The sequence below is a fragment of the Rahnella sp. PCH160 genome, from assembly GCF_047784855.1.
Lineage (GTDB): Bacteria > Pseudomonadota > Gammaproteobacteria > Enterobacterales > Enterobacteriaceae > Rahnella.
In genome coordinates, this window is the sequence record NZ_JBLOGT010000001.1 from 2,885,408 (window position 1) to 2,910,959 (window position 25,552).

Consider the following 25,552-nt stretch of genomic DNA (forward strand, 5'->3'; position numbering starts at 1 on the left):
CCCTTTTTACTGTGTGCGGGTTTAACTGCGCAAGTTGACCCGAGAACAAAAACAAACCGTTCAAAACCGTATGCGCGATGCATTAGGTTTTTAGCCAGGGAGTTCGTTGCTAAACCCCCTCCCGTCCTCCCCCTTCGCAGGGGAGGAGCAAAACAAAATCCGAAACAGCTCGGTCGGCTCCCTCCCCTGCGAAGGGGAGGGTTGGGGTGGGGTATTAAAGAATAATCAAAAGTTGAAGCATGCTCTGATGAGGTGTTTACGGGCAACACCATTTTCGCAGGTGGAGGAGCAAAAACTATCCTTCTATTCTCCCCATCACCGATGCCCCCACCAATCCACCCGCCGTCAGAAATTTCCCCGGTACCAGCAGCGGCTCATCATACGTATGCAAAACGCCGCCACGTACTTTCACATCCAGCGCCGCCATCAGCTCCGTCGCAGACGCCAGACCGCCGCCCGCGACAATCCGTGAAGGACCGAGAATATTCACCAGCAGCGCCAGCGGTTCTGACACGATTTGCAGCCAGGCGTTAACCGTCAGCGTGCTGGCCGCATCACCGGCTTTCCAGCTGTTAACAATCTCAAGGCTGGTTTTATCCTGCTGATGGAAATGCTTATGCAGGCGCTCAAGGCCGCGTGCGGCACCCAGCATGTCGAGGCAACCGGTCTGGCCGCAGCCACATTTCAGACGCGGAACGGCGTAGGTTTCGCCGTCAATCACCACTTCAGTGCGCGTGATTGCGCCGTGTCCCCATTCGCCGGTGACGCCGCCGTGGCCACGAACCAGATGGCCGTTAATGACCACGCCGCCGCCGACGCCGGTGCCCAGAATAATCGCTACAACCACCGCATGATTTTGCGCGTTTCCGGCATGGGCTTCGGCCAGTGCAAAACAGTCGGCGTCGTTGGCGGCGGTGACCGGGCGGTTCAGCGCCGCGCTCAGATCTTTTGCCAGTGAACGTCCGGTGAAGGCCGGAATGTTGGTCGCCAGCAGTTCGCCGGTTTGCGGAGAAACCAGCCCGGCGGTGGAAATCGCCAGCGGGGCAGTCGCGGGTAAATCAGCGCCAAACTGCGTAATGAAGTTTTGCATCGCCGCCACAAAATCAGGCCACGACGAAACGGGTGTCGGCACTTTGCCGCACTCATCCACTTCGCCGGAAGCACGTGAAACGCCAAACTTGATAAATGAACCGCCGATATCGGCGCAGAAAACCGCAGAACTCATGAGCGTGTGTCCAGTAAGTCGCGCAGCCCGTCGCCCAGTACGTTAAAACCAAGCACGGTCAGCATAATGGCCAGACCCGGGAACAGCGAAAGGTAAATATTTATGCCGAGGAAATTACGGCCATCGCTCATCATGGTACCCCATTCCGGCATCGGCGGCTGCACGCCCAGACCCAGAAATGAGAGGCTGGCGGCAGCGAGAATGACGGTGCCCGCCGTCAGCGTCGATTGCACAATAATCGGGCCGATGGCGTTGCGCAGAATGTAATGGACGATAATCCGGTAATTCGACAACCCGAGCGCCTGCGCCGCTTCGACGTATTCCATCTGCTTTAAACCCTGCGTGAGGTTACGGCTCAGACGCGCATACACCGGTATCGCAAACAGGGAAATGGCGATCAGTAAATTGACCAGCCCGCCGCCGAGAATACTGACCACCAGAATCGCCAGCACGATGCCCGGAAACGCAAACAGCATGTCCATAAACCACATGATGATCATGTCGGTATAACGACCGGCCATACCGGCAATAATGCCTAACGGGATGCCGACAATCATCGCCAGCCCGACGCTGAGCACCACTTCAATAATGGAAATCCGCGCGCCGTAAATGACGCGGGCAAAGATATCGCGGCCATAATCGTCGGTGCCAAACCAGTGACCGGCGCTTGGTGCGAGCAGGGTATCAATCAGATCCTGTGCATAAGGATCGTGACGGGCAATCAGCGGCGCGAATACCCCCATCAGGACGATCAGGCTGACAATCAGGCCGCCGAGCGTCACCGCAGGATGACGCCAGAACCAGCGGAACAACCGCAGCGTGCGCGGCTTGCGACGGGGTAATTGCGTGATAATGGCAGACATTAGTCGAACCTTATTTTTGGATTCAGGAAGGCTATCAGTAATTCACCGAGCAGGTTCATGATCACCACGCCGCAAACGGCCACCAGCGCGACGCCCTGGATCACCGGATAGTCGCGATAGCGCACGGAATCCACCAGCAGACGGCCAATGCCCGGCCAGTTGAAGACGGATTCTGTGACCACCGCGCCGCCAATCAGGCTGCCGAAGTTGAGCGCCACAATGGTGACAATCGGGATCAGCGCGTTGCGAAAGGCGTGGCTGCAATACACGGTGGTGGCGGACAACCCCTTGGCGCGCGCGGTGCGGATGTAATCTTCCGACAAGACGTCGAGCATGCTCGAACGCGTCATGCGCGCCATCACCGCCATCGGTAAAACCGCCAGCGTGACCGAGGGCAAAATGTAGCTTTTCCATGACGTCGCGCCGAGCAGCGGCAGCCAGCCGAGATTAACCGAAAAGGTATTCATCGCCATCAGCCCCAGCCAGAAGTTGGCGATGGACGCACCGGCAATCGCCAGCAGCATCACGCCAAAATCTGGCCAGCGGTTGCGGTAAACCGCGCCTATCATGCCTGCCGGAACGCCAACCGCTACCGCCAGAAAATACGACAGCACGGCGAGCATCAGGGTGTACGGCATACGCTCGCCGATTTCCTGCGTCACCGGTTGTTGCGACTGTAACGAGACGCCGAGATTGCCGTGCAGCACGTTACCGGCAAAATGCAGGTATTGCGTGACCAGCGGCTGATCCAGCCCGAGGCGAACGCGCATGGCATCGACCGCTTCCTGTGTAGCTTCAGGCCCGGCCATCAGGCGCGCCGGATCGCCCGGCAGCGCACGGATGGACACAAAAATCAGCATCGAAACCCCGATCAGGATGACCGGGAAAGCGATAAGCTTTTTGGCAAGATAGGCTTTCATCACTTTTTTCCACCGTAAATGACGCTGTTATTTTTTCTGTGCGTCTTTAACTACGATCTGACCGCCCGGGATCATCGTCACGCCTGAAATCCCGGTGCCGGTGGCGTACAAATCATTCTGGTAATACAGCAAGACCTGCGGCGCCTGCTGGTTGATTTCTTTCTGCGCCTCCACGTAAATCGCGTTACGGGTATTTTCATCCCGCGTTGACGCGGCTTTGTCTAACATTTCATCCAGTTTCGGATCGTTAAAGAAGCCGAGGTTAGCGCCGCCCGGTGCGAAGCTTTTGCTGTAATACAGCGGACGAAGTTGCAGGTCTGCGCCGTTCGCGCCGGATGACCATGACGCCAGAATTGCGCCGGTGTTATCAGCTTTTTTCCCGGCCTGATCGGCAAACGCGGCTTTAGTCCACACGCCGCTTTCCATGATGCGCACGTCCAGTTTCACGCCAATTTTCGCCCACATGCTTTGCAGCACCTGGCCGATCCGCGCGTCCTGGCCTTGTACCGCAATCGACATGCTGAATCCGTCGGCGACATCGGCTTCTTTTAACAATGCTTTGGCTTTGGCGAGATCCAGCGGATACGGATTCAGCGTTTTGTCATAGCCGGCGGTAACCGGTGCCAGCGGGGAATTCGCCGGTTGTGCGAAGCCGGACATGATGGCGCGCACCAGCCCGTCGCGGTCGGTGGCGTAGTTCAGCGCCTGACGGACGCGGACGTCGTTAAGCGGCTTGAGATCGGTATTGAGCGCCACCCAGAACACCGCGGCCCCCGGACTTTCGTGCAGGCTGAATTTCGGATTGTTTTTCAGCACGCGGGCAAACTGCGGCGGCACCGGGTTGATGACGTCGGTTTCACCGGCCTGCAATGCCATGTTCATGACCGACGGTTCGGCGCTCCACGTCCATTTGATGTCATCCGGCCCGGCAGCTTTATCGCCCCAGTAGCCCGGATATTTTTCTTCCAGCACGAATTCGCCGGTTTTGTACTGCACCATTTTGTACGGGCCGGTGCCGACGGCTTTGCTGTCGAGTGTGCCGGTTTTATCCGCCGCCGGGCTGACCATCAGACACGCGCCGGTGGTGAGTAAATTCAGGAAGGCCGGATACGGTTTTTTCAGTTTGAAAACAACGGTGGACTCGTCGGTTTTGGTCACGCTGTCGAGGAAGGTGCGCAGACGTCCGCTGGCTGCCAGCCCGCGTTTGGTGTCGAGATGGCGGGCGAAGTTGGCGACCACGGCGTCGGCGTTAAACGGCGTGCCGTCGTGGAAAGTGACGCCGCTGCGCAGTTTGAATGTCCAGACCAGACCGCTTTCATCGCTGCTCCATGAGGTGGCGAGCGCGGCTTCCGGTTTCAGCTGAGGCGACATGCGCAGCAGACCTTCGTACATCGGATCCAACACCGTGCCGGTAAACGTGGCGGTCTGATTGCCCGGATCCATGCTGCGCGGCGCTTCGTTTTGCATCACGTTCAGCGTGGCGGCGAAAACCGGCAGCGAAAACGCGGCGAGAAGGGCGCTGCTCAGCAGTGATAACTGCACGGGACGCCGGATGTAACGGGTAATCTTCATGTTCTGCCCTCTGCGTGAAAAATCGGATTAAGTGGCTCTGGCTATGTCGTTTTATTGCGTTATTCGACAGATCTTATTACAAGACATTTTTTAACAAATAGTTCATATGAAATACTTATATCGGAATATTTAGTTTATTTTGTGAACTAATTGGCATTGATATATCCCTTTCTACCGTTTAATGTCAATGCAGATGAGCCAAAACTGAGAGCGGCAAAACGAATATGTTAACAACCATGCAACGCCAGATTTTGGGTGCGGTGAATGCGTCCGGGAATTTAAGCCGGACAGATCTGGCGAAACTTTGCGGAATAAGCAAAGCGGCGATAAGCGGCGTGGTTCGCGAAATGCTTGATGCCGGATTCCTGCTTGAAGCTGAAACGGTGCCCGGTAGCGGGCAGGGAAGGCCGTCGGTGCGTCTGGTGGTTCACCCGGACGGTGCGTGGTTTGCGGGCGTTTCCCTGCTGCAAAATCCGGCGCAGATGGCGCTGATTAATCTGCACGGCGAAATTCTCTCCCGGGTGTCTTTTGCGGCCGATTCTGACCCGCAGCGGCTGGCGGAAAACATCGCGCAGGCGCTGCCCGCCTTGCTTGAACCACATCCTGAAGCAGCCAAAAAAATGGTCGGGCTTGGGGTGACGCTATCGGGCCTGATTGATGAACATCAGTCCACCTGCGTGCAGTCGGCGCTGCTGGGCTGGCGCGATGTGCCGCTGGCGAAGCTGATTTCGCAGGCCACCGGTATGGACGTGGCGATTGAAAATGATGCCAAAGCGCTGGCGGTGAGTGAGAAAAACTTTGGTCAGGCGCGTGATCTGAGCAGTTTTACGCTGGTCAGCCACGGCGCGGGGATCGGCAGCGCGCATTTTATTGCCGGAAAACTTCATCGCGGGCTGCACGGCGGTGCCGGGGAAATCGCCCACTGCACGCTGGAGCTGAACGGTTCGCCGTGCCGCTGCGGAAAGCGCGGATGTCTGGATACGCTGGCCTCGCTCAATGCCATAGCGGAAATGGCCAAAGCCGAAGGGCTGGACGTCTCCACGATCGGCGGGCTGGAGCAGCAGGCGATGCAGGGCACCACGGCGGCGATCCGTATTTTGCATCGTGCTGGTTCGGCGCTGGGTTTAGCAATATCCCATCTTATTCAGATTAACGACCCGGATTTAATTCTGATCGCCCATCAGGACGCGGATTTTTCCGGCCTGTTCGGCACCGTGGTTCAGCAGTCTATCGAAGCCAACGTGTTGCCGGGTAACGCCGGGAAAACGCCGGTACGCACTTTCACCCTAAACGACGACACCTGGGCGCGCGCGGCGGCAAGCATTGCTGCACACCGCTTTCTTGTCGGTCTGAAGCCAGTCTGAGGAATCATCAACATGCGTATAGCTGTCAGCGGTATTCATATTGAATGCAGCACCTACAACCCGGTTCTCAACGAGGAAAAGGATTTCAACGTGGTGCGTGACGGGCAGTTGCTGGCGTCGCCGCGTTTTCGTTTCCTGCAAGATTATCCGGCGACGTTTTTGCCGACAATCCACGCCCGCGCCATTGCCGGCGGGCCGGTCGCGCGGGCGACTTACGATAAATTCAAAGCGGAAATGCTGGCCGGGCTGGCCGCGCAAAAACCGTTTGATGGCCTGTATCTGGCGATGCACGGCGCGATGTATGTCGAGGGGCTGGAAGACGCGGAAGGCGACTGGATTGCTGCCGCACGCAAAGCTGTCGGGCCGGATTGCCCGATCAGCGTCAGTTACGATTTGCACGGCAATGTCTCACAGCGAATTATCGACGCCATTGATATGTTTTCGACGTACCGCACCGCACCGCACATCGACGTGGAAGAAACCATGCGCCGCTCGGTGGCAATGCTGGTCAGGCATCTGCAAACGGGTGAAAAACCGACGCTGCTGTGGGTGCCGGTGCCGGTTGTGCTGCCGGGCGAACGCACCAGCACGGAAGATGAACCGGCGAAAAGTTTGTATGCCCGTTTGCCGGAAATGGATGACGTAGACGGCGTGTGGGACAGCTCGCTGATGGTCGGTTATGTCTGGGCCGATGAACCGCGTGCGACGGCGGCGGTGATCATGACCGGCACTGACCGTGCTGTGCTGGAGCAACAGGCCACAAAACTGGCGCAGGCTTACTGGGATGCGCGCGAAGATTTCGTGTTTGGCTGCGAAACCGATACCGTGGAAGCCTGCGTGCGAAAAGCGATCGCCTGTGAAACCCGTCCGGTGGTGCTGGCGGATTCCGGCGATAATCCGACCGGCGGCGGCGTTGGTGACCGTGCGGATGTGCTACAGGAACTGATTAAGCAGTATGCGCAAAATGTGGTGGTGGCCGGAATTGCTGACGCGCCTGCGACCGATGCGGCGTTCAACGCCGGTGTCGGGTCAGTATTAACGCTGACGCTGGGCGCTTCGCTGGATCACGCCAGCCCGCAGGTGAAAGGCGAGTTTGAGGTGGTTTTTCTGCTTGATGCGCTGGCTCCGGCCGATCGTCAGGCGGTATTGCGCACTGGCGGCATTGACGTGGTGGTGTCGGCGCGCCGTCGTCCGTATCACAACATCAGTGATTTCACCGCGCTGGAGCTGGATCCGCATACCGCTGATATCGTGGTGGTGAAATCCGGTTATCTGTCGCCGGAGCTGGCGCCGATTGCCAGCCCGAATCTGATGGCGCTGTCGAACGGCGTGGTCGATCAGTTCGTCGAGCGTCTGCCGCGCAACCGCAAGGCGCGCAAAACCTTCCCGTTTGACCGCGATTTCAGCTATGTGCCGCAGGTGCAACTGTCGGCAAGGAGCAAATAGGATGAACGAGCCGCAAAACCGTCAGCCCGTGCTGAGCGTTAAGCATCTCACCACGTCCTTTCGCGGGGAAGACGACTGGCTGCCGGTGGTGCGTGATTTGTCGTTTGATGTGTATCCCGGTGAAACGCTGGCGATTGTCGGCGAATCCGGCTCGGGAAAAAGCGTGACATCGCTGTCGGTGATGCGTCTGCTGAAGGCGCAAAGCAGCCGGATTGCGGGCGAAGTGCGGCTGAATCAGCGCAGTTTGCTGGCGTTACCGGAAAAGGAAATGCGCGATATTCGCGGCAACGAAATGGCGATGATTTTTCAGGAGCCAATGACGTCGCTCAACCCGACGTTCAGCATCGGGCGGCAAATCGCCGAAAGCCTGAAACGGCATCGGGGAATGTCGTCTTCGCAGGCGCGGGCGGAAACGCTGAAGTTGCTGGAGAAAGTACGCATTCCGAATGCAGATAAACGGTTTGATGAATATCCACATCAGTTTTCCGGCGGGATGCGTCAGCGCGTGATGATTGCCATGGCACTGGCGCTGAAACCCAAACTGCTGATTGCCGACGAACCGACAACCGCGCTGGACGTGACAATTCAGGGACAAATCCTGGATCTGATCAAGACGTTGCAGGAAGAAGAGGGCATGGCCGTTTTGTTCATCACGCACGATATGGGCGTGGTGGCGGAAATCGCTGACCGGACGCTGGTGATGTATCGCGGCGAAGCGGTGGAAAGCGGGGCAACGGAAGATATTTTCCATCGTCCGCAACATCCTTACACCCGCGCGCTGCTGGCCGCCGTGCCCAAACTCGGGTCGATGCGCGGACACGACTGGCCGCTGCGTTTCCCGCAAATTAATCTGCAAACCGGCGAAGCAAATACACCGCGGGAAGTCGCCGGAACGGTCGATGCCGGGCAGACACCGCTGCTTTCGGTGAGGAATCTGAGCGCGCGTTTTCCGGTGTATGGCGGCGTATTCAGCCGTCAGGTGGGCGCGGTGCATGCGGTTGAAAATATCAGTTTCGAATTATTCCAGGGCGAAACGCTTTCTCTGGTCGGGGAATCCGGTTGCGGAAAATCGACGACCGGTCGCGCCGTCACGCGTTTACTCAAGCCATACAGCGGTGAGATAGATTTTGACGGTTTTGATGTCATGAACATCGGCAAGCGCGATATTTTACACATGCGTCAGCGCATCCAGATGATTTTCCAGGATCCGTTTGCCAGCCTGAATCCGCGTATGCGCATTGGCGACGCGCTGATCGAACCGATGCTGCAACACAAACTGCATAACCGCAAAGATGCCCGTGAAAAAGCGGCGTCGCTGATGCAAAAAGTCGGGCTGTCGCCGGATATGTTGCGCCGTTTTCCGCATGAATTTTCCGGCGGGCAGCGTCAGCGAATTTGCATCGCCCGTGCGCTGACGTTAGATCCGAAAGTGATTGTGGCCGATGAGTCGGTTTCCGCGCTGGATGTGTCGGTGAAAGCGCAGGTGGTGAATCTGCTGCTCGATTTGCAGGAAAGCATGAATCTGTCTTATCTGTTTATTTCGCACGATATGGCGGTGGTCGAGCGGGTCAGTCATCGCGTGGCGGTGATGTATCTGGGGGAAATTGTTGAGATCGGCCCGCGTGCGGCGATATTCGATAATCCGCAGCATGCGTATACGCGCAAGCTGATGGCGTCAGTGCCGGTGCCGGATCCGTCACGCAGAATGCTGAAACGGCAAATGCAGGTCGATGAGCTGAAAAGCCCGGTGCGCGATAACGGCTATATTTCCCCGCAAAGGCAGTATCAGGAAGTGTCTGCAGGACATTTTGTTCAGATTTGAATTTGTAGATTTTCAGAAGTAAAACAGAAGTTTTTCAAGGCTATCTCAGCGGCTGGCGCCGTTGAGATGGTGGTGGGGGAAGGATGACTCGGCCTGTGGCCTCGCCCTTCGGGCCGTTGCTACGCAACGTTGTCTCGCTTCGCTCGGCTCGAACCTTCGGGTCGAAGATTCTCTATCCTTCCCGATTTGTGCTTTATTTGATTTTTTGTTTTACCGGAAGGTATGGCGAACTACTTGAGATGGTGGTGGGGGAAGGATTCGAACCTTCGAAGTCGATGACGGCAGATTTACAGTCTGCTCCCTTTGGCCGCTCGGGAACCCCACCACAATTTTCGTGGTCTTTACTCTTTTAAAATCATCATGCGCTACATGGATGATTTCTCGTTACAGCGGTTAGCTGCGAACGGGGCGCATAATACCAAATGATTCGAACGTGTAAAGCGCTGAAAGCGATAAAAAAGTTAGTTTGCGGTTTTTTTGCCCTTAACGGTGTTTCTCTGAGCGAAAAACACCGTCAGGTACGCGGATTACAGAATAACGGTGCGGTTACCGTAAACAAATACGCGCTGGGCCAGCACGCGATATAACGCGCGGCTGAGAACATTTTTCTCAACGTCACGGCCTGCACGCATCATATCTTCTGCTGTGTAGGTGTGATCCACGTTGATCACGTCCTGCATGATAATCGGGCCTTCGTCCAGGCTGTCGTTGACGTAGTGCGCCGTGGCACCAATCAGCTTCACACCACGTTCGTAAGCCTGATGATACGGGCGTGCGCCGATAAACGCCGGCAGGAACGAATGATGAATGTTGATCACCTGATGCGGGTAATGCTGGACGAAACCTGGTGTCAGAACACGCATGTATTTTGCCAGAACCACATAATCAGGCTGGTACTGGTCGATTTGCGCAATCATGGCGCTGTCGTGCTGTTCGCGGGTTAAACCTTCGTGGCTCACCAGATGGAACGGAATATCGAAGCGTTCTACCAAGGTTTGCAGCGTATCGTGGTTACCGATAACCGCGGCAATTTCCACATCCAGACCACCGTAAGCGGCTTTCATCAGCAGGTCGCCCAGGCAATGCGCTTCTTTGGTGACCAGAATAACGATGCGGCGACGCCCGGTGCTGTTGAGTTCACGCACGGAACCGGCAGGCAGCGCGCTGTCCAGATCGGCGAGCAGCGTGTTGTCATTGAAGATCCCTTCAAGCTCGGTACGCATAAAGAAGCGCCCGGTGCGGTGATCGACAAATTCATTGTTTTGCACGATGTTGAGTTCGTGTTTGTAGCAAATGTTGGTGATTTTGGCGATCAGACCTTTTGCGTCAGGGCAAATGGTGCGTAACACCTTAGTTTGTACGTTCTGTTGCGGCATGAGGGTGTGGATCCTGTCGAATTCTCGTATTAATTAAGTAGCCGGTTTAGTTACCGCAGCACTTCTTATATTTTTTACCCGATCCGCACGGGCAGGCGTCATTGCGGCCTGTCTGCGGTTTAATTCCGTCGATATAGTACCAGCGATCTTTCAAACGAAGAAATCGTGAGCGTTCATGGATGAGATGAATTTTTTCTTCACCGGGCTCAGTGAAACGCGCCGCAAACTCGACAAAGCCTTCATCGGCATCACGTCCGTCCTGAGAGGCGATAACCTGCAAACCCTGCCAGTGTGTATTCGCGAAGCCTGCCTGTAAACTGCCGCGCCACTGTTCAGGCTGACAATCCGGGTGCCAGGTAGCGATCAGATAACTCGCATTTTGCAGTGTATACGCGGTGTACCGTGAACGCATTAAAGCAGACGGAGTGGGCGCCACTTTGGTCTCAGAAAGGTATGGCTGGCAGCACTCTTCATAAGAAAGGTTGCTGCAACAAGGGCAAAGTTGTGACACGGGAACTCCTGAATCGGCTGCCGGTGAGCAGGTTGCGCTATTGAATGCACCAAAGTGATATGTTACCTAACAAACTTGCCGGGTGACAACGCGCTTCCCGGCCCATTCTTCACTCTTGCGGATTATTAAGGTCATCAGATGAGCAGACAAGTCACCATTGGCCTCGCGTTAGGCTCCGGCGCAGCAAAAGGATGGGCACATATCGGGGTGATCAACGCCCTGAAAGACATGGATATCGAGGTCGATGTGGTGGCCGGATGCTCTGTCGGTGCGCTGGTAGGCGCGGCGTATGTCAGTGGCCGGTTGCCATCGATGGAAAGTTGGGTGCGCTCGTTCAGCTACTGGGACGTGCTGCGGCTGATGGATTTCTCCTGGAAACGCGGTGGCCTGTTGCGCGGCGAACGCGTGTTTAACGCCGTCGGGCAGATTATCCGCATCACGGATTTTGAAAAGTGTTCGAAGAAATTTGGCGCGGTGGCGACCAATCTGAGCACCGGACGCGAACTGTGGCTGACTGAAGGCGATCTGCCCGAGGCGGTGCGCGCGTCGTGCAGTATGCCCGGCTTGCTGGCGCCGGTCTGGCACAATGGTTACTGGCTGGTCGATGGCGCAGTGGTGAACCCGGTACCGATCTCGCTGACCCGGGCTTTGGGGGCGGATATCGTGATTGCCGTCGATTTGCAGCATGACGCCCATCTGATGCAGCAGGATTTACTCACCGTACAACCTACCGGCGAAGCACTGGATACTGAGAAAGATCTGAGCTGGCGTGACAGAATACGACAGCGCCTGACCCGGCCGAACGCCCGCAAACCGAATGTGAGCCCGTCGGCCATGGAGATTATGTCCACGTCCATTCAGGTGCTGGAAAACCGGCTCAAACGTAACCGAATGGCGGGGGATCCGCCGGATGTGCTGATTCAGCCGTATTGCCCGCAAATCTCGACGCTGGATTTCCATCGTGCTGAAGAAGCGATTGAGGCCGGACGCCTTGCCGTTGAAAAACAAAGAGAGCATTTGCTGCCCCTGATAAAAAATAGACAGTTCTGAACGGCTTAAAATGTGATCGCCGGAATCTGACAATTCTGCCAAGCAAAAACAGGCTTTATGAGCCACTATTAGAATAAGAAATTCTGGGGGATCCTGATGGACAAGCCACTTACAAGTAAGCATATCCTCATCGTTGAAGACGAAGCGGTTTTCCGATCAATTCTTGCTGGCTATGTAAGTTCTCTGGGTGCCACTTTCACTGAAGCGCAAAACGGGCTGGAAGCGCTGTCTCTGGTCGAAGATTATCCTCCTGATCTCATCCTCTGCGATTTAGCAATGCCAGAAATGGGCGGCATTGAGTTTGTCGAAAATTTACGATTGCAGGGCAATAAAATCCCCGTTCTGGTCATTTCCGCGACCGATAAAATGACCGATGTGGCCTCGATGCTGCGTCTTGGCGTCGAAGATGTTTTGCTTAAACCGATTACCGATCTGCAACGCCTGCGCGAGGCGTTACTTTCTTCTTTATATCCAAAACTGTTTTCTTCCCAGGCGATGGAAGAAAGCTCACTGGTTCAGGATTGGGAAGCGCTGTGCCGTAACCCCAACGAAGCGCAGCGCTTATTGCAGGAATTGCAGCCGCCCGTCCAGCAAACACTGGCACATTGTCGTATCAATTACCGTCAACTGACGACGGCAGATTCGCCGGGTCTGGTGCTCGATATTGCAGCGCTATCTGCCAAAGATTTGGGTTTTTATTGTCTCGACGTCACCCGCGCCAATGAAAATGGTGTACTTGCCGCATTATTACTGCGCGCTATTTTTAACAGTTTATTGCGCGAGCATTTAAGTAATCAGGATCAGCGCTTGCCGCAAATGTCTACATTACTTAAACAAGTGAATCATTTATTCAAACAAGCCAATCTCGACGGACAATTTCCCTTGCTGCTGGGGTATTATCATGCCGAACAAAAAAACCTCATTCTGGTCTCTGCGGGATTACATGCCAATGTGAATACCGGCACAAATATGATTCAGTTGAGCAATGGCGTTCCGCTGGGCACAACCGGCGCAACCTATTCCAATCAGATCAGCCAGAAATGCGAGGCGTGGCAGTGTCAGGTGTGGGGATCGGGCGGACGTCTGAGGTTGATGCTGTCTGTGGAGTGAGCAGGTTTTGCGCTATTAAGAACAATGCCTTCATAATGTTGAGTATTTTTTCCGCACGTTATTTTATTCTTCCGCTTTATCCCCTTCTTCTAAGACCTATCTTATGCAAAATATGCCTTTCCAGCGGCACATGTGGATGAAACTGGTATAATCCGTGTCGTAATTTTGGCTGTCTATTTTGCATTGATTATAAATAACAAATAGGAATTCGCTGATGAAAGTAACAGTTTTTGGTATCGGTTACGTCGGACTTGTTCAGGCGGCGGTTCTTGCTGAAGTCGGGCATGAAGTATTGTGCATCGATGTTGATGCTAAAAAGGTAGAAAACCTGAAAAATGGGCATATCCCTATTTTCGAACCAGGTTTAACTCCGCTGGTGCAGCAGAACTATGAAGCAGGGCGTTTGTTGTTCAGCACCAATGCGGCTGAAGGCGTGGCGCATGCAACGGTTCAGTTTATCGCCGTAGGCACCCCTCCCGATGAAGATGGCTCAGCGGATCTGAAATATGTGACCGCTGTGGCGCGCACTATCGCCGAGTACATGACCGAACCTAAAGTGGTCATTGATAAATCCACCGTTCCTGTAGGCACCGCCGATAAAGTGCGTGCCGTGATGACTGAAAAGCTGAAAGAACGTGGCGTGGATATCGAATTTAACGTGGTTTCCAACCCTGAATTCCTCAAAGAAGGCGCAGCAGTGGCTGACTGCATGCGACCTGAGCGCATCGTCATTGGTACGGACAATCCGGACGCCATTGACCCCATCCGCGAGTTGTATGAGCCTTTCAACCGCAATCACGATCGCATGATCCTGATGGATATCCGCAGTGCAGAGCTGACTAAATACGCCGCCAACTGCATGTTAGCCACAAAAATCAGCTTTATGAATGAAATGTCTAATCTGGCAGAAATGCTGGGTGCAGATATCGAAAAAGTGCGTCAGGGGATTGGTTCTGATTCACGCATTGGTTACCACTTTATTTACCCTGGCTGTGGTTACGGCGGTTCCTGTTTCCCGAAAGACGTTCAGGCGCTGATCCGAACGGCTGAACACATTGGCTATCAGCCAAAACTGCTTCAGGCCGTTGAACAGGTCAATTATCAGCAAAAATATAAATTACCAACGTTCATTCAGCGCCACTTTGGTGATGACCTGAAAGGGAAAACGTTCGCGCTTTGGGGCCTTTCATTCAAACCGAATACGGATGACATGCGTGAAGCGTCCAGCCGCGTATTAATGGAACAGCTCTGGGCTGCCGGTGCGAAAATCAAAGCCTATGACCCTGAAGCGATGAATGAAACTCAGCGCATTTACGGGCAACGTGACGATCTGGAATTGATGGGCACAAAAGAGTCCGCATTACAGAATGCCGATGCGTTGATTATTTGTACTGAATGGCAGAATTTCCGCGCACCTGACTTTGATGCCATTAAAAAAACGCTGAAAGAGCCGGTCATTTTCGATGGTCGTAATTTATACGATCCTGAACGATTGGAGAAACGCGGATTTACTTACTATGGCATTGGCCGCGGCGCATCAATCAATCCCGTTTTGTAAGGAGACTTCATGAAATATCTGGTAACCGGCGCAGCGGGCTTTATTGGCTTCTATGTGTCACAACGTTTGCTGGCGGCAGGCCATTCAGTTGTCGGACTTGATAATCTGAATGGCTACTATGACGTCAATCTGAAACTTGCGCGGCTCGCTCGGCTGGAGAATAAAGACGGTTTTGAATTTATTAAGCTGGATTTGGCTGACCGTGAAGGTATGGCGGCATTGTTTGCAGAACAGCGTTTTGAGCGCGTTATTCATTTGGCCGCGCAGGCCGGTGTCCGATATTCCATCGAAAATCCTTTAGCTTATGCAGATTCTAACCTCATAGGATTTGTTAACGTTCTGGAAGGTTGTCGTCATAATAAAGTTGGACATTTGCTGTATGCATCGTCCAGCTCAGTTTATGGCCTGAACAAAAAACAGCCTTTCTCAACCGATGATTCCGTTGATCACCCTGTTTCATTATATGCCGCGACCAAAAAAGCCAACGAATTAATGGCTCATACTTATTCACATCTTTATGGCATTCCTACGACCGGATTACGGTTCTTTACCGTATACGGCCCGTGGGGACGTCCGGATATGGCGTTGTTCAAATTTACCAAAGCCATGATTGCCGGGCAGAGTATTGATGTTTATAACCGTGGTGAAATGTACCGTGACTTTACTTATATTGATGACATCGCCGAAGCGATTGTGCGTTTACAGGATGTAATCCCGCAACAGGATGCAAACTGGACGGTAGAGAACGGTTCTCCTGCAAGCAGCTCGGCACCATACTCTGTTTATAATATTGGTAATAACAACCCGGTTAAGCTTATGACCTATATCAGCGCGCTGGAGAAGGCGCTGGGCAAGGTGGCGGATAAGAATCTGCTTCCTATGCAGCCTGGTGACGTTAAAGACACCAGCGCTGATACAGCGCCGCTGTATCAGGCGATTAACTTTAAACCTGAAACGCCGGTAGAGCAGGGTGTACAGAACTTTGTCGACTGGTATCGCGATTTCTATCAGGTGTGAGTTTGATGGTTTTCTCTTAAGGCTGCCTGCGGGCGGCCTTTTTTATGAAATCAGTTTATTCTGATGGTTATTTACCCGAACAAATTATTGCCATGTATTGTTAAAGAAATGGGTATTGAGAAAGATAAACCCCATACTTTTAAAAGCAAAAAAAAACCCGTCAGCAAAGACGGGCTTTCAGATTAACATTGGCGTTAATAAGGGCAATTACAGCAGGAAATCATCCAGTGATTTACCTTGCTCTTCGATTGCTTTCTTGATAACGGCTGGAGTACGACCCTGGCCAGTCCAGGTTTTGTTTTCGCCGTTCTCATCAACGTATTTGTATTTAGCAGGACGCGCTGCACGTTTTGCTTTACCGGTTGCTTTGGTAGCAGCCATAGTTTGCAGCAATTCGTTAGGGTCAATACCGTCAGCAATCAGCATTTCGCGATATTGTTGCAGTTTACGGGTGCGCTCTTCAATCTCAGCAGCGGCCTGAGAATCTTCTTCGCGACGCTCGTTCACAACAACTTCTAATTTTTCCAGCATCTCTTCCAGAGTTTCCAGAGTGCATTCTCTTGCTTGCGCACGCAGAGTACGGATGTTGTTCAGAATCTTTAATGCTTCGCTCATTATACTAGTCTCGAATTATATTGGTGGGGGGCGTTTGGCTAATAATAGAATGCTCTTTGGTATTCTGCAATAGCCAATTTGTTTACCTGACCTTAATTTACGCATTTAAAGCAAATAGTGTTTATCACATGAAAATATAGTTGGGGCTATGCTCCCTATTTATTGGGGGCCATAACCCCCGTTTCAATTCATGGCCAGGGGTTATTGTTACTTTTCACAAGACGTTTTATAAGCATGCGATTGTTCACAAAATTAAAGGATAAGTGAAGACATGTTATGTAAAGATATGGCAAAAGGGCGCCGGAAGACCCGGCCCGGCGAATGATCAATACATTGGAGGTTTACGCCGTCGCCCATTAATGTATAGACAATACAATTACGCCGAACCTGTAACATATAAGGGGGGCAAACGCCGGTAATGAGTTAGGTTAACTAATTATCATCTAATGCTTTTATAATCTCGGATTGTAAGTTTCTGTGATTTTTTCAAATGTAATGACACATTGGCCAAAAGGGGATAATCCCTTTGTACTTATTGTTATAGGCTGGCTGGCGTGTGGTACAATACCTGCCGAAAATTTACGCCATCCAATACATTATGGGGTCACTGTTTCATGGCTCAGCTTTATTTTTATTACTCGGCGATGAATGCCGGAAAGTCTACCTCGTTGCTGCAATCTTCATATAATTATCAAGAACGTGGTATGCGTACGCTGGTGTTAACGGCTGAATTAGATCATCGTTTTGGCGTCGGTAAAGTCAGCTCTCGTATCGGGCTGTCCTCCGATGCAGAACTTTATAACAAAGACACCGAGCTCTTTGACTTGATAGCGCAAGAGAACCGCTCACAGCGCCTGAATTGCGTTCTGATAGATGAGTGCCAGTTCCTCAGCAAGGCGCAGGTATCGCAGCTCACAGACGTTGTGGATGACCTGGATGTGCCTGTGCTTTGTTACGGACTGCGGACGGATTTCCGTGGCGAGCTTTTTGAGGGCAGTGAATATTTGCTGGCCTGGGCGGATAAGCTGGTTGAGCTTAAAACCATTTGTCACTGTGGCCGCAAGGCAAACCGTAACCTGCGTTTAGATGAAAATGGCAATGCGCTGCATGACGGCGCGCAGGTTGTAATAGGTGGCGATGAAAGCTACGTCTCTGTATGCCGTAAGCATTACAAAGAGGCAATGGCTGCTATTGATACAAAGGATGATTCAACGTCCGTCTGAGGTCGTTACAGTGCTTTTGACGCGAATGTTTATATCAGTCTGAATTGTTTAGTTAAGTTTATTGCCGGAAATAAAAAACCCGCCTTCCGGCGGGTTTTTTGCTATCAGAATCTCAGCAGATTATTTTTTGCTGGTTTTCTTCTCAGCTTTAGGCGCTGCAACAACAACTTCTTCTGCAACTTCTTCGCTGAATTCGCGACCGTAGTAGGTATCCATCAGAATCTGTTTCAGTTCTGAAATCAGAGGGTAACGTGGGTTAGCACCGGTACACTGATCATCGAACGCATCTTCAGACAGTTTATCTACTTTAGCCAGGAAGTCTGCTTCCTGAACGCCGGCTTCACGGATAGACGTTGGGATGCCCAGTTCCGCTTTGATTTCATCCAACCATTTCAGCAGTTTTGCAATTTTCTGTGCAGTGCGGTCACCAGGAGCGCCCAGACCCAGATGGTCTGCCACTTCTGCGTAACGACGACGCGCTTGTGGGCGGTCATACTGACTGAAAGCAGTCTGTTTAGTTGGGTTATCGTTGGCGTTGTAGCGAATCACGTTAGAAATCAACATGGCATTTGCAAGGCCGTGAGGGATATGGAACTCAGAACCCAGTTTGTGAGCCATTGAGTGACAGACACCCAGGAAGGCATTGGCAAACGCGATACCTGCGATAGTTGCCGCATTATGAACGCGTTCACGAGCAACCGGGTTTTTAGCGCCTTCTTTGTAGCTGGCTGGCAGGTTTTCTTTCAGCAATTTCAGCGCTTGCAGAGCCTGACCGTCAGAATATTCGTTAGCCAGTACAGAAACGTATGCTTCCAGTGCGTGAGTTACCGCATCCAGACCGCCGAATGCACACAGTGATTTCGGCATGTTCATGACCAGGTTTGCGTCAACGATAGCCATATCAGGTGTCAGCGCATAATCAGCCAGTGGATATTTCTGACCGGTTGCATCGTCGGTCACAACAGCAAACGGTGTCACTTCAGAACCGGTACCGGAAGTGGTGGTGACAGCAATCATTTTTGCTTTCACGCCCATTTTCGGGAATTTGTAGATACGTTTACGGATATCCATAAAGCGCAGCGCCAAATCTTCGAACTGAGTATTTGGATGTTCGTACAGCACCCACATGATCTTCGCGGCGTCCATCGGTGAACCACCACCCAGAGCGATGATAACGTCTGGTTTGAAGGAGTTCATTTGCTCAGCACCTTTACGAACGATGCTCAGTGTTGGATCTGCTTCAACTTCGAAGAACACTTCGGTTTCAATGCCGTGATTTTTCAGAACGCTGGTGATCTGGTCAGCATAGCCGTTGTTGAACAGGTAACGGTCGGTAACGATGAAGGCGCGTTTCGCTCCGTCAGCAGCGACTTCTTCCAGCGCGATTGGCAGTGAGCCACGGCGGAAGTAGATTGATTTCGGAAGTTTATGCCACAACATGTTTTCTGCTCGCTTCGCTACAGTTTTCTTGTTGATCAAGTGTTTAGGACCGACGTTTTCAGAGATGGAGTTACCACCCCATGAACCGCAACCCAGCGTCAGAGAAGGGGCAAGTTTGAAGTTATACAGGTCACCGATACCACCCTGTGAAGCCGGGGTATTGATCAGGATACGTGCGGTTTTCATTTTGTTGCCAAAATAGTTTACACGTTCTGGTTGGTTGTCCTGGTCTGTATACAGACATGAGGTATGGCCGATACCGCCCATTTCTACCAGTTTTTCTGCTTTGTTTACCGCATCTTCGAAATCTTTAGCGCGGTACATTGCCAGGGTAGGGGACAGTTTTTCGTGTGCAAACGGTTCAGATTCGTCAACAACGCTGACTTCGCCGATTAACACTTTGGTGTTAGCAGGAACTTTGATACCGGCCATTTCAGCAATTTTCACTGCTGGCTGACCCACGATGGCTGCGTTCAGACCACCATTTTTAAGGATGATATCAGAAACCGCTTTCAGCTCTTTGCCCTGCAGCATGTAGCCGCCGTGGGAAGCGAAACGTTCGCGCACTGCGTTATAAGCAGAGTCAACGACGATAATAGACTGTTCAGACGCACAGATTACGCCGTTATCGAAGGTTTTAGACATCAGGACAGAAGCGACAACGCGCTTGATGTCGGCAGTTTCGTCAACAACGACTGGTGTGTTACCTGCACCCACACCGATGGCTGGTTTACCGGAGCTATAGGCTGCTTTAACCATGCCCGGACCACCGGTTGCCAGAATCAGGTTCAGGTCAGGGTGATGCATTAACTGGTTAGACAGTTCGACACTCGGTTCATCAATCCAGCCGATGATGTCTTTTGGTGCGCCTGCGGCGATAGCGGCTTGCAGCACGATATCAGCGGCTTTGTTGGTCGCATTTTTTGCACGTGGGTGCGGGGAGAAGATGATGCCGTTACGTGTTTTCAGGCTGATAAGCGCTTTGAAAATCGCAGTAGAAGTCGGGTTGGTGGTTGGAACGATACCGCAGATCAGGCCGATTGGCTCAGCGATAGTGATGGTACCGAAAGTATCATCCTGACCCAGAATGCCACAGGTCTTTTCATCTTTGTAAGCATTGTAGATATATTCAGAGGCGAAGTGGTTTTTGATCACTTTGTCTTCGACGATACCCATTCCGGATTCTTCAACAGCCAGTTTGGCGAGCAGAATTCGAGCATCGGCAGCAGCCAGAGCGGCGGCAGCGAAAATCTTATCTACTTGTTCTTGACTGAAGTTGGCATATTCGCGCTGTGCCTTCTTGACTCGTGCTACGAGTGCGTTTAGTTCAGCGACATTTGTTACAGCCATAATGCTCTCCTGATAAAGTTAAACTCTTTTAGTAAATAATCTGCCAAAGACTAGTATAGACCTGCTAACAGTCACCGTGAGAAACTAATTAATGCTAAGGATCTCAATGTGTTGTCTTTATCTTTTATTTGCTCAAAGAGCTTTCAGTTGTGAAGCACTGGGTAAAGTCGATATCTTTTAAATCACTTTCGTCACGGAGCATTTTTCCTTCAAGTAACGCTGAGTGACTATGAACTGAGCTTACCTATTTGTGGGCAGAGTGAATTTGATCTGGATCACTAAATACCGATGCTGACACCTTTCAGCAGGGTGTTTTTGAGAATAATTATCAAATTCGCCCATGGATAATACAGTTTTGTAGCTAAAGTTATCAATAAAAAAACTCAATTTTAACAAAAGTCATATTCACTGCATTTATTTGGAAAACTGGTGATAAAAACTATGAAACGGCGTGGCGCCTTAACGGCGATTCCAGTACATTAGCGCCCATCAAAACCTTCATCTGCTGGCATAGTTGTGCGGAGTTCTGCGTGAGCCAATCTTTATTAGATTTTTCAGGGTATATCAAATTTTTTGTTGGCCTGTTTGCACTGGTCAACCCGGTGGGGATCTTGCCGGTGTTTATCAGTATGACCAGCTATCAGGCCGCAGCGGGGCGTAATAAGACCAACATGACAGCAAACCTGTCAGTGGCCATTATATTGTCGACTGCGCTTTTCCTGGGTGACGCGATTTTGCACCTGTTCGGGATTTCCATTGATTCATTCCGTATTGCCGGCGGGATCCTGGTTGTGACGATTGCGATGTCGATGATCAGCGGTAAGTTGGGCGAAGATAAGCAGAACAAACAGGAGAAATCAGAAACGGCAATTCGCGAAAACGTGGGTGTGGTTCCGCTGGCATTACCTCTGATGGCCGGGCCGGGTGCGATAAGCTCGACGATAGTCTGGAGCTCCCGCTATAACGGCTGGCAGAATCTGCTGGGGCTCACTATTGCAATCATCTTCTTTGCGTTTTGCTGCTGGCTGCTGTTTCGTGCGGCACCTTTATTAGTTCGCCTGCTTGGGCAAACCGGCATCAACGTTATTACCCGTATCATGGGACTTTTGCTGATGTCACTCGGCATCGAGTTTATCGTGACCGGCATTAAAGCAATTTTCCCCGGTTTGCTCTGATTCTTTGCCTGCTAATTCTCACGGATACATTAACGTTATCCGTGAGAATTATTATCCCTTCTAATAATCCAGTGCATTAATATAGTGCAGCTAATGACGCAATTGAGAGCATTTGCACCCTAATGTGGCGTAAATTCACATCTCACCTTCCTTTTTAATCCAAGTCTCCATTTAAACTAATAAACTTAGCTAATTGTTCGCTAAATACCGCTCTTTATTGCCCGTATTGCCGTTAATTTACCCACATCATTCTGTAAGGCTTGTGCAGGCCGTACCGAGATGTTATTAGTGTTAACACAGCAGTTAACAGGGCTTTATCCTTGAAATCATCTCATTGTTAACTGATTGTGTCAGAGCAGTTCCTGAACAACCTACTTTACAAAAATGTGGATGAAATGGTGGATTAACTCAATTTATAACAGAGGGTTAGGTACTGTTTCTGGTGTGAAGCACTGGGTGGTCTTCTGACACGCTTAACGCATAAAAGAGAATTACGTAACAAATTTGCAAAATTTATTGGCGCCGGTATCGGGCTTCTGATAATTTTCAAATCGTCTTCAAAAATGGAATTTTGTTTAGAGTCATGCTTTGAGTGAGAACGAATCTTGCCAGGCACAGAGAGATTGAAGCAATTTCATTTGTTTTGGAGAGTGTCGTGTCATCATGCGTAGCACAAAATTATCCTCGTTCGCTTTCTGTGAAAAGAAAGTCAGATATTGAGATGACGACAATTAACCGTCTGGCGTTGGCTCTCTCAGTTCAACAAAACAAATCTTCAGCACACCTTCTCATTAAAATGAATGACAGCGCTTAGCTGTCACGGATTTTCTATCGCCTTAATTTGGGTTAAAAGAAAATATTCGGGGGAAGTGCAGAAATAACAGAATGTGATTACCTGGTGTGCGAACGGGGTGATCAAATGGAAGGGGATCATCCTTAACGATCCCGGAAACCGCACGGCGAATAAAGCCTGACGTTTCAACAAACCTGAGATGTAGCAACATGCAGTAATAGGGGACAGCCATCTGCGGATGGCACTACATGGGGGGCCTTTCTTGAGCAATTCGTTCCTGCTTTTGAAACCCATTGACCCAGCAAGGGTTTATCTTGCACCCGTGCGTGCAAGTTCATAATAAAAACTGGAGTTAAATAAAAAATGACCAACATCACAAAAAAAAATCTGCTGGCTGCATGCATCATGGCTGCAGTGGGCTCTGTTTCAATCAATAACGCATTTGCGGCCAATGTGCCTGCTGGCGTGACACTGGCTGCAAAACAAGAACTGGTGCGTAATAACGGTTCTGAAGTTCAGTCTCTTGACCCGCATAAAGTTGAAGGCGTACCGGAATCCAACGTAATTCGTGATTTGCTTGAAGGTCTGGTTAACACCGACAGCAAAGACGGCAGCGTCATCCCTGGCGTGGCAACCAGTTGGGAAAATAAAGATTTTAAAGTCTGGACCTTCCACCTGCGTCCGGAAGCTAAATGGTCAAATGGCGATCCTGTCACGGCCGAAGATTTCGTTTACAGCTGGCAGCGCCTGGCTGACCCGAAAACCGCTTCTCCATACGAAAGCTACCTGCAATACGGTCACATCGAAAACATTGATGACATCATCAGTGGCAAAAAAAGCCCTGATACTCTGGGTGTGAAGGCGCTGGACGACCATACCCTGCAAGTGACCCTGACCGAACCTGTTCCCTATTTCGTAAAAATGCTGTCTCACACCGCGATGAAGCCGGTAAACAAAAAAGTGGTTGAGAAATTTGGCGACAAATGGACCCAACCTGAAAACTACGTGAGCAACGGCGCGTATACCCTGAAAGCCTGGACCGTCAACGAACGTATCGTTCTGGAACGCAGCCCGACTTACTGGGACAACGCTAAAACGGTGATCAACCAGGTGACCTACCTGCCAATCTCTTCTGAAGTGACAGACGTTAACCGCTACCGCAGCGGCGAAATCGACATGACTTACAACAACATGCCGATCGAACTGTTCCAGAAACTGAAAAAAGAAATCCCGACCGAAGTCCATGTTGACCCGTATCTGTGTACTTATTACTACGAAATCAACAACCAGAAAGCACCGTTCACCGATTCCCGCGTTCGTGAAGCGCTGAAACTGGGCCTGGATCGCGACATCATCGTGAACAAAGTGAAAGCGCAGGGTGATCTGCCGGCTTACGGCTACACCCCGCCTTACACCGATGGCGCAAAACTGACGCCTCCGGCCTGGTTCAAGGAAACACAGGAACAACGTAACGAGCAGGCGAAAAAACTGCTGGCCGAAGCAGGTTACACTTCTGCTAAGCCTCTGACTTTCGACCTGTTGTATAACACCTCTGATCTGCATAAAAAACTGGCGATCGCGGCGGCCGCCATCTGGAAGAAAAACCTGGGCGTTGACGTTAAACTGGTCAACCAGGAATGGAAAACCTTCCTCGACAGCCGTCATCAGGGCAACTTCGACGTTGCGCGTGCAGGCTGGTGTTCTGACTACAACGAACCTTCTTCCTTCCTGAACACCATGCTGTCTGACAGCAGCAACAACACCGCGCACTATAAGAGCCCGGCGTTTGATAAAGACATCGCAGACACTCTGAATGTGAAAACTGACGAAGAACGCGCTGCGCTGTACCAGAAAGCGGAAACTCAGCTGGATAAAGACTCTGCCATCGTGCCTGTTTATTACTACGTGAACGCGCGTCTGGTGAAACCTTACGTTGGCGGCTACACCGGTAAAGATCCACAAGACAACGTCTACGTGAAAGATCTGTACATCATCAAACACTAATTAATCAGTGCAGAGCAGGGCATCCCCGAGCTGCCCTGCTCGTTGTATTTTGATGAAGGTAAAGTTTTTAGCGCGAATTTTTCGTGCTGAAGCAAAGAGCCAGCACGACGGTAATCACCCGATGGCCGTCGTGACCAAGCCATAAACTATCAAGCTGTAGTGACAGGCTTAGAAACAGGTACGGGCAATGTTAAAGTTTATTTTACGCCGCTGTCTGGAAGCGATTCCGACGCTATTCATTCTGATCACTATTTCGTTTTTTATGATGCGTCTCGCACCGGGCAGCCCTTTTACGGGTGAGCGTAATCTTCCGCCAGAAGTGATGGCGAACATTGAGGCGAAATACCACCTCAATGACCCGATGTATAAGCAGTATTTCCACTATTTAGAACAACTGGCGAAAGGCGATTTTGGCCCGTCGTTCAAATACAAGGATTACACCGTTAATGATCTGGTTGCAGCCTCGTTCCCGGTTTCAGCGAAACTCGGACTGGCGGCATTTATCATGGCGATTGTCTTTGGTGTATCAGCCGGGGTAATTGCTGCGCTGAATCAAAACACCAAATGGGATTATACCGTGATGGGCGTCGCGATGACCGGGGTGGTTATCCCCAGTTTCGTGGTTGCGCCGTTACTGGTGCTGATATTTGCGATTACCCTGAAATGGCTGCCAGGCGGTGGCTGGAATGGCGGTGGTGCAAAATACATGATCCTGCCAATGGTCGCTCTCTCACTGGCGTACATTGCCAGTATCGCGCGTATCACCCGCGGTTCTATGATAGAAATTCTGCACTCCAACTTCATCCGTACGGCTCGCGCCAAAGGTTTACCGTTGCATCGCATTATCTTGCGTCACGCATTGAAACCCGCGCTGCTGCCAGTACTGTCTTATATGGGGCCAGCTTTCGTTGGGATCATCACCGGTTCAATGGTTATCGAGAGCATTTTCGGATTGCCGGGCATCGGCCAGCTGTTTGTTAACGGGGCATTAAACCGTGACTACTCGCTGGTTCTCAGCCTGACTATTTTGGTGGGCGCATTGACCATTCTGTTCAATGCAATCGTCGACGTGCTGTACGCCGTCATCGACCCGAAAATCCGTTATTAATGCCGGAGTA

General features: G+C 51.5%; 19 protein-coding genes, 1 tRNA gene and 1 other RNA gene. 11 read left to right on the top strand and 10 right to left on the bottom strand.

Features of this window, described 5'->3' with window-relative positions:
* Positions 1-295: 295 nt before the first annotated feature.
* Genes ACM5QY_RS13355 through ACM5QY_RS13370 form a run of 4 tightly spaced genes read right to left on the bottom strand, consistent with a single transcriptional unit; the run spans position 296 to position 4,580 of the window.
* The gene (locus ACM5QY_RS13355) at positions 296-1,225 is read right to left on the bottom strand and encodes an ROK family protein (RefSeq protein ID WP_416121219.1); all 930 of its coding nucleotides are present in this window, start codon (positions 1,223-1,225) and stop codon (positions 296-298) included.
* Positions 1,222-2,088, bottom strand: a complete 867-nt coding sequence (locus ACM5QY_RS13360) for an ABC transporter permease (protein WP_416121221.1) — start codon at positions 2,086-2,088, stop codon at positions 1,222-1,224. The genes ACM5QY_RS13355 and ACM5QY_RS13360 overlap by 4 nt, the downstream gene beginning before the upstream one ends.
* Positions 2,088-3,008 carry an ABC transporter permease gene (locus ACM5QY_RS13365; RefSeq protein ID WP_416121223.1) on the bottom strand — a complete coding sequence of 307 codons (921 nt, stop codon included), beginning with the start codon at positions 3,006-3,008 and terminating at the stop codon, positions 2,088-2,090. The genes ACM5QY_RS13360 and ACM5QY_RS13365 overlap by 1 nt, the downstream gene beginning before the upstream one ends.
* A 27-nt stretch (positions 3,009-3,035) precedes the next feature.
* The gene (locus ACM5QY_RS13370) at positions 3,036-4,580 is read right to left on the bottom strand and encodes an ABC transporter substrate-binding protein (RefSeq protein ID WP_416121225.1); all 1,545 of its coding nucleotides are present in this window, start codon (positions 4,578-4,580) and stop codon (positions 3,036-3,038) included.
* A 224-nt stretch (positions 4,581-4,804) separates the two neighbouring features.
* Here ACM5QY_RS13370 and ACM5QY_RS13375 point away from each other — a divergent pair, with 224 nt between their 5' ends.
* The 3 genes from ACM5QY_RS13375 to ACM5QY_RS13385 are packed head-to-tail and all read left to right on the top strand — an operon-like array spanning position 4,805 to position 9,212.
* Positions 4,805-5,944 carry an ROK family protein gene (locus tag ACM5QY_RS13375; protein WP_416121227.1) on the top strand — a complete coding sequence of 380 codons (1,140 nt, stop codon included), beginning with the start codon at positions 4,805-4,807 and terminating at the stop codon, positions 5,942-5,944.
* 12 nt (positions 5,945-5,956) lie between these two features.
* Positions 5,957-7,390 (top strand): M81 family metallopeptidase, encoded by a 1,434-nt coding sequence (locus ACM5QY_RS13380; RefSeq protein ID WP_416121229.1) that lies wholly within the window; start codon positions 5,957-5,959, stop codon positions 7,388-7,390.
* 1 nt (position 7,391) lies between these two features.
* Positions 7,392-9,212 (top strand): ABC transporter ATP-binding protein, encoded by a 1,821-nt coding sequence (locus ACM5QY_RS13385; RefSeq protein WP_416121231.1) that lies wholly within the window; start codon positions 7,392-7,394, stop codon positions 9,210-9,212.
* A 67-nt stretch (positions 9,213-9,279) separates the two neighbouring features.
* Here the strand turns inward: ACM5QY_RS13385 and ACM5QY_RS13390 are convergent.
* From ACM5QY_RS13390 to ACM5QY_RS13405, 4 genes are all read right to left on the bottom strand, one after another.
* Positions 9,280-9,409: non-coding RNA, RtT sRNA (locus ACM5QY_RS13390), on the bottom strand.
* A gap of 43 nt (positions 9,410-9,452) precedes the next feature.
* Positions 9,453-9,537: transfer RNA gene (locus ACM5QY_RS13395), tRNA-Tyr, on the bottom strand.
* Positions 9,538-9,739: 202 nt separating this feature from the next.
* Positions 9,740-10,588 (bottom strand): formyltetrahydrofolate deformylase, encoded by an 849-nt coding sequence (gene purU, locus ACM5QY_RS13400; RefSeq protein ID WP_416121233.1) that lies wholly within the window; start codon positions 10,586-10,588, stop codon positions 9,740-9,742.
* Positions 10,589-10,634: 46 nt separating this feature from the next.
* A complete protein-coding gene (locus ACM5QY_RS13405; RefSeq protein ID WP_416121235.1) occupies positions 10,635-11,099 on the bottom strand; it encodes a YchJ family protein in 465 nt (154 codons plus the stop codon).
* Positions 11,100-11,237: 138 nt separating this feature from the next.
* Between ACM5QY_RS13405 and rssA the strand changes: the two genes are divergently transcribed.
* From rssA to ACM5QY_RS13425, 4 genes are all read left to right on the top strand, one after another.
* Positions 11,238-12,149, top strand: a complete 912-nt coding sequence (rssA, locus tag ACM5QY_RS13410; RefSeq protein WP_416121237.1) for a patatin-like phospholipase RssA — start codon at positions 11,238-11,240, stop codon at positions 12,147-12,149.
* Positions 12,150-12,245: 96 nt separating this feature from the next.
* A complete protein-coding gene (gene rssB, locus ACM5QY_RS13415) occupies positions 12,246-13,259 on the top strand; it encodes a two-component system response regulator RssB (RefSeq protein WP_416121239.1) in 1,014 nt (337 codons plus the stop codon).
* A 214-nt stretch (positions 13,260-13,473) separates the two neighbouring features.
* Positions 13,474-14,817, top strand: a complete 1,344-nt coding sequence (locus ACM5QY_RS13420) for a UDP-glucose dehydrogenase family protein (protein WP_416121241.1) — start codon at positions 13,474-13,476, stop codon at positions 14,815-14,817.
* Between the two features lie 9 nt (positions 14,818-14,826).
* A complete protein-coding gene (locus ACM5QY_RS13425; protein ID WP_416121243.1) occupies positions 14,827-15,834 on the top strand; it encodes an NAD-dependent epimerase in 1,008 nt (335 codons plus the stop codon).
* A 207-nt stretch (positions 15,835-16,041) separates the two neighbouring features.
* On the opposite strand, the gene hns is transcribed toward ACM5QY_RS13425, so the two are convergent.
* Positions 16,042-16,449 carry a histone-like nucleoid-structuring protein H-NS gene (hns, locus tag ACM5QY_RS13430; protein WP_013575950.1) on the bottom strand — a complete coding sequence of 136 codons (408 nt, stop codon included), beginning with the start codon at positions 16,447-16,449 and terminating at the stop codon, positions 16,042-16,044.
* A 614-nt stretch (positions 16,450-17,063) separates the two neighbouring features.
* Between hns and ACM5QY_RS13435 the strand changes: the two genes are divergently transcribed.
* The gene (locus ACM5QY_RS13435; protein WP_416121245.1) at positions 17,064-17,672 is read left to right on the top strand and encodes a thymidine kinase; all 609 of its coding nucleotides are present in this window, start codon (positions 17,064-17,066) and stop codon (positions 17,670-17,672) included.
* 120 nt (positions 17,673-17,792) lie between these two features.
* Here the strand turns inward: ACM5QY_RS13435 and adhE are convergent, their stop codons facing one another.
* The gene (gene adhE / locus ACM5QY_RS13440; protein WP_416121247.1) at positions 17,793-20,462 is read right to left on the bottom strand and encodes a bifunctional acetaldehyde-CoA/alcohol dehydrogenase; all 2,670 of its coding nucleotides are present in this window, start codon (positions 20,460-20,462) and stop codon (positions 17,793-17,795) included.
* Between the two features lie 530 nt (positions 20,463-20,992).
* On the opposite strand from adhE, the gene ACM5QY_RS13445 reads away from it, so the two are divergent.
* The 3 genes from ACM5QY_RS13445 to oppB all read left to right on the top strand — a co-directional run bounded on the left by ACM5QY_RS13445 (position 20,993) and on the right by oppB (position 25,542).
* Positions 20,993-21,637, top strand: a complete 645-nt coding sequence (locus ACM5QY_RS13445) for a YchE family NAAT transporter (protein ID WP_416121249.1) — start codon at positions 20,993-20,995, stop codon at positions 21,635-21,637.
* Between the two features lie 1,156 nt (positions 21,638-22,793).
* A complete protein-coding gene (gene oppA / locus ACM5QY_RS13450; RefSeq protein ID WP_416121251.1) occupies positions 22,794-24,434 on the top strand; it encodes an oligopeptide ABC transporter substrate-binding protein OppA in 1,641 nt (546 codons plus the stop codon).
* 187 nt (positions 24,435-24,621) lie between these two features.
* On the top strand, positions 24,622-25,542 hold the full coding sequence (gene oppB / locus ACM5QY_RS13455) for an oligopeptide ABC transporter permease OppB (protein ID WP_416121253.1): 921 nt from the start codon (positions 24,622-24,624) through the stop codon (positions 25,540-25,542).
* Positions 25,543-25,552 lie beyond the last annotated feature (10 nt).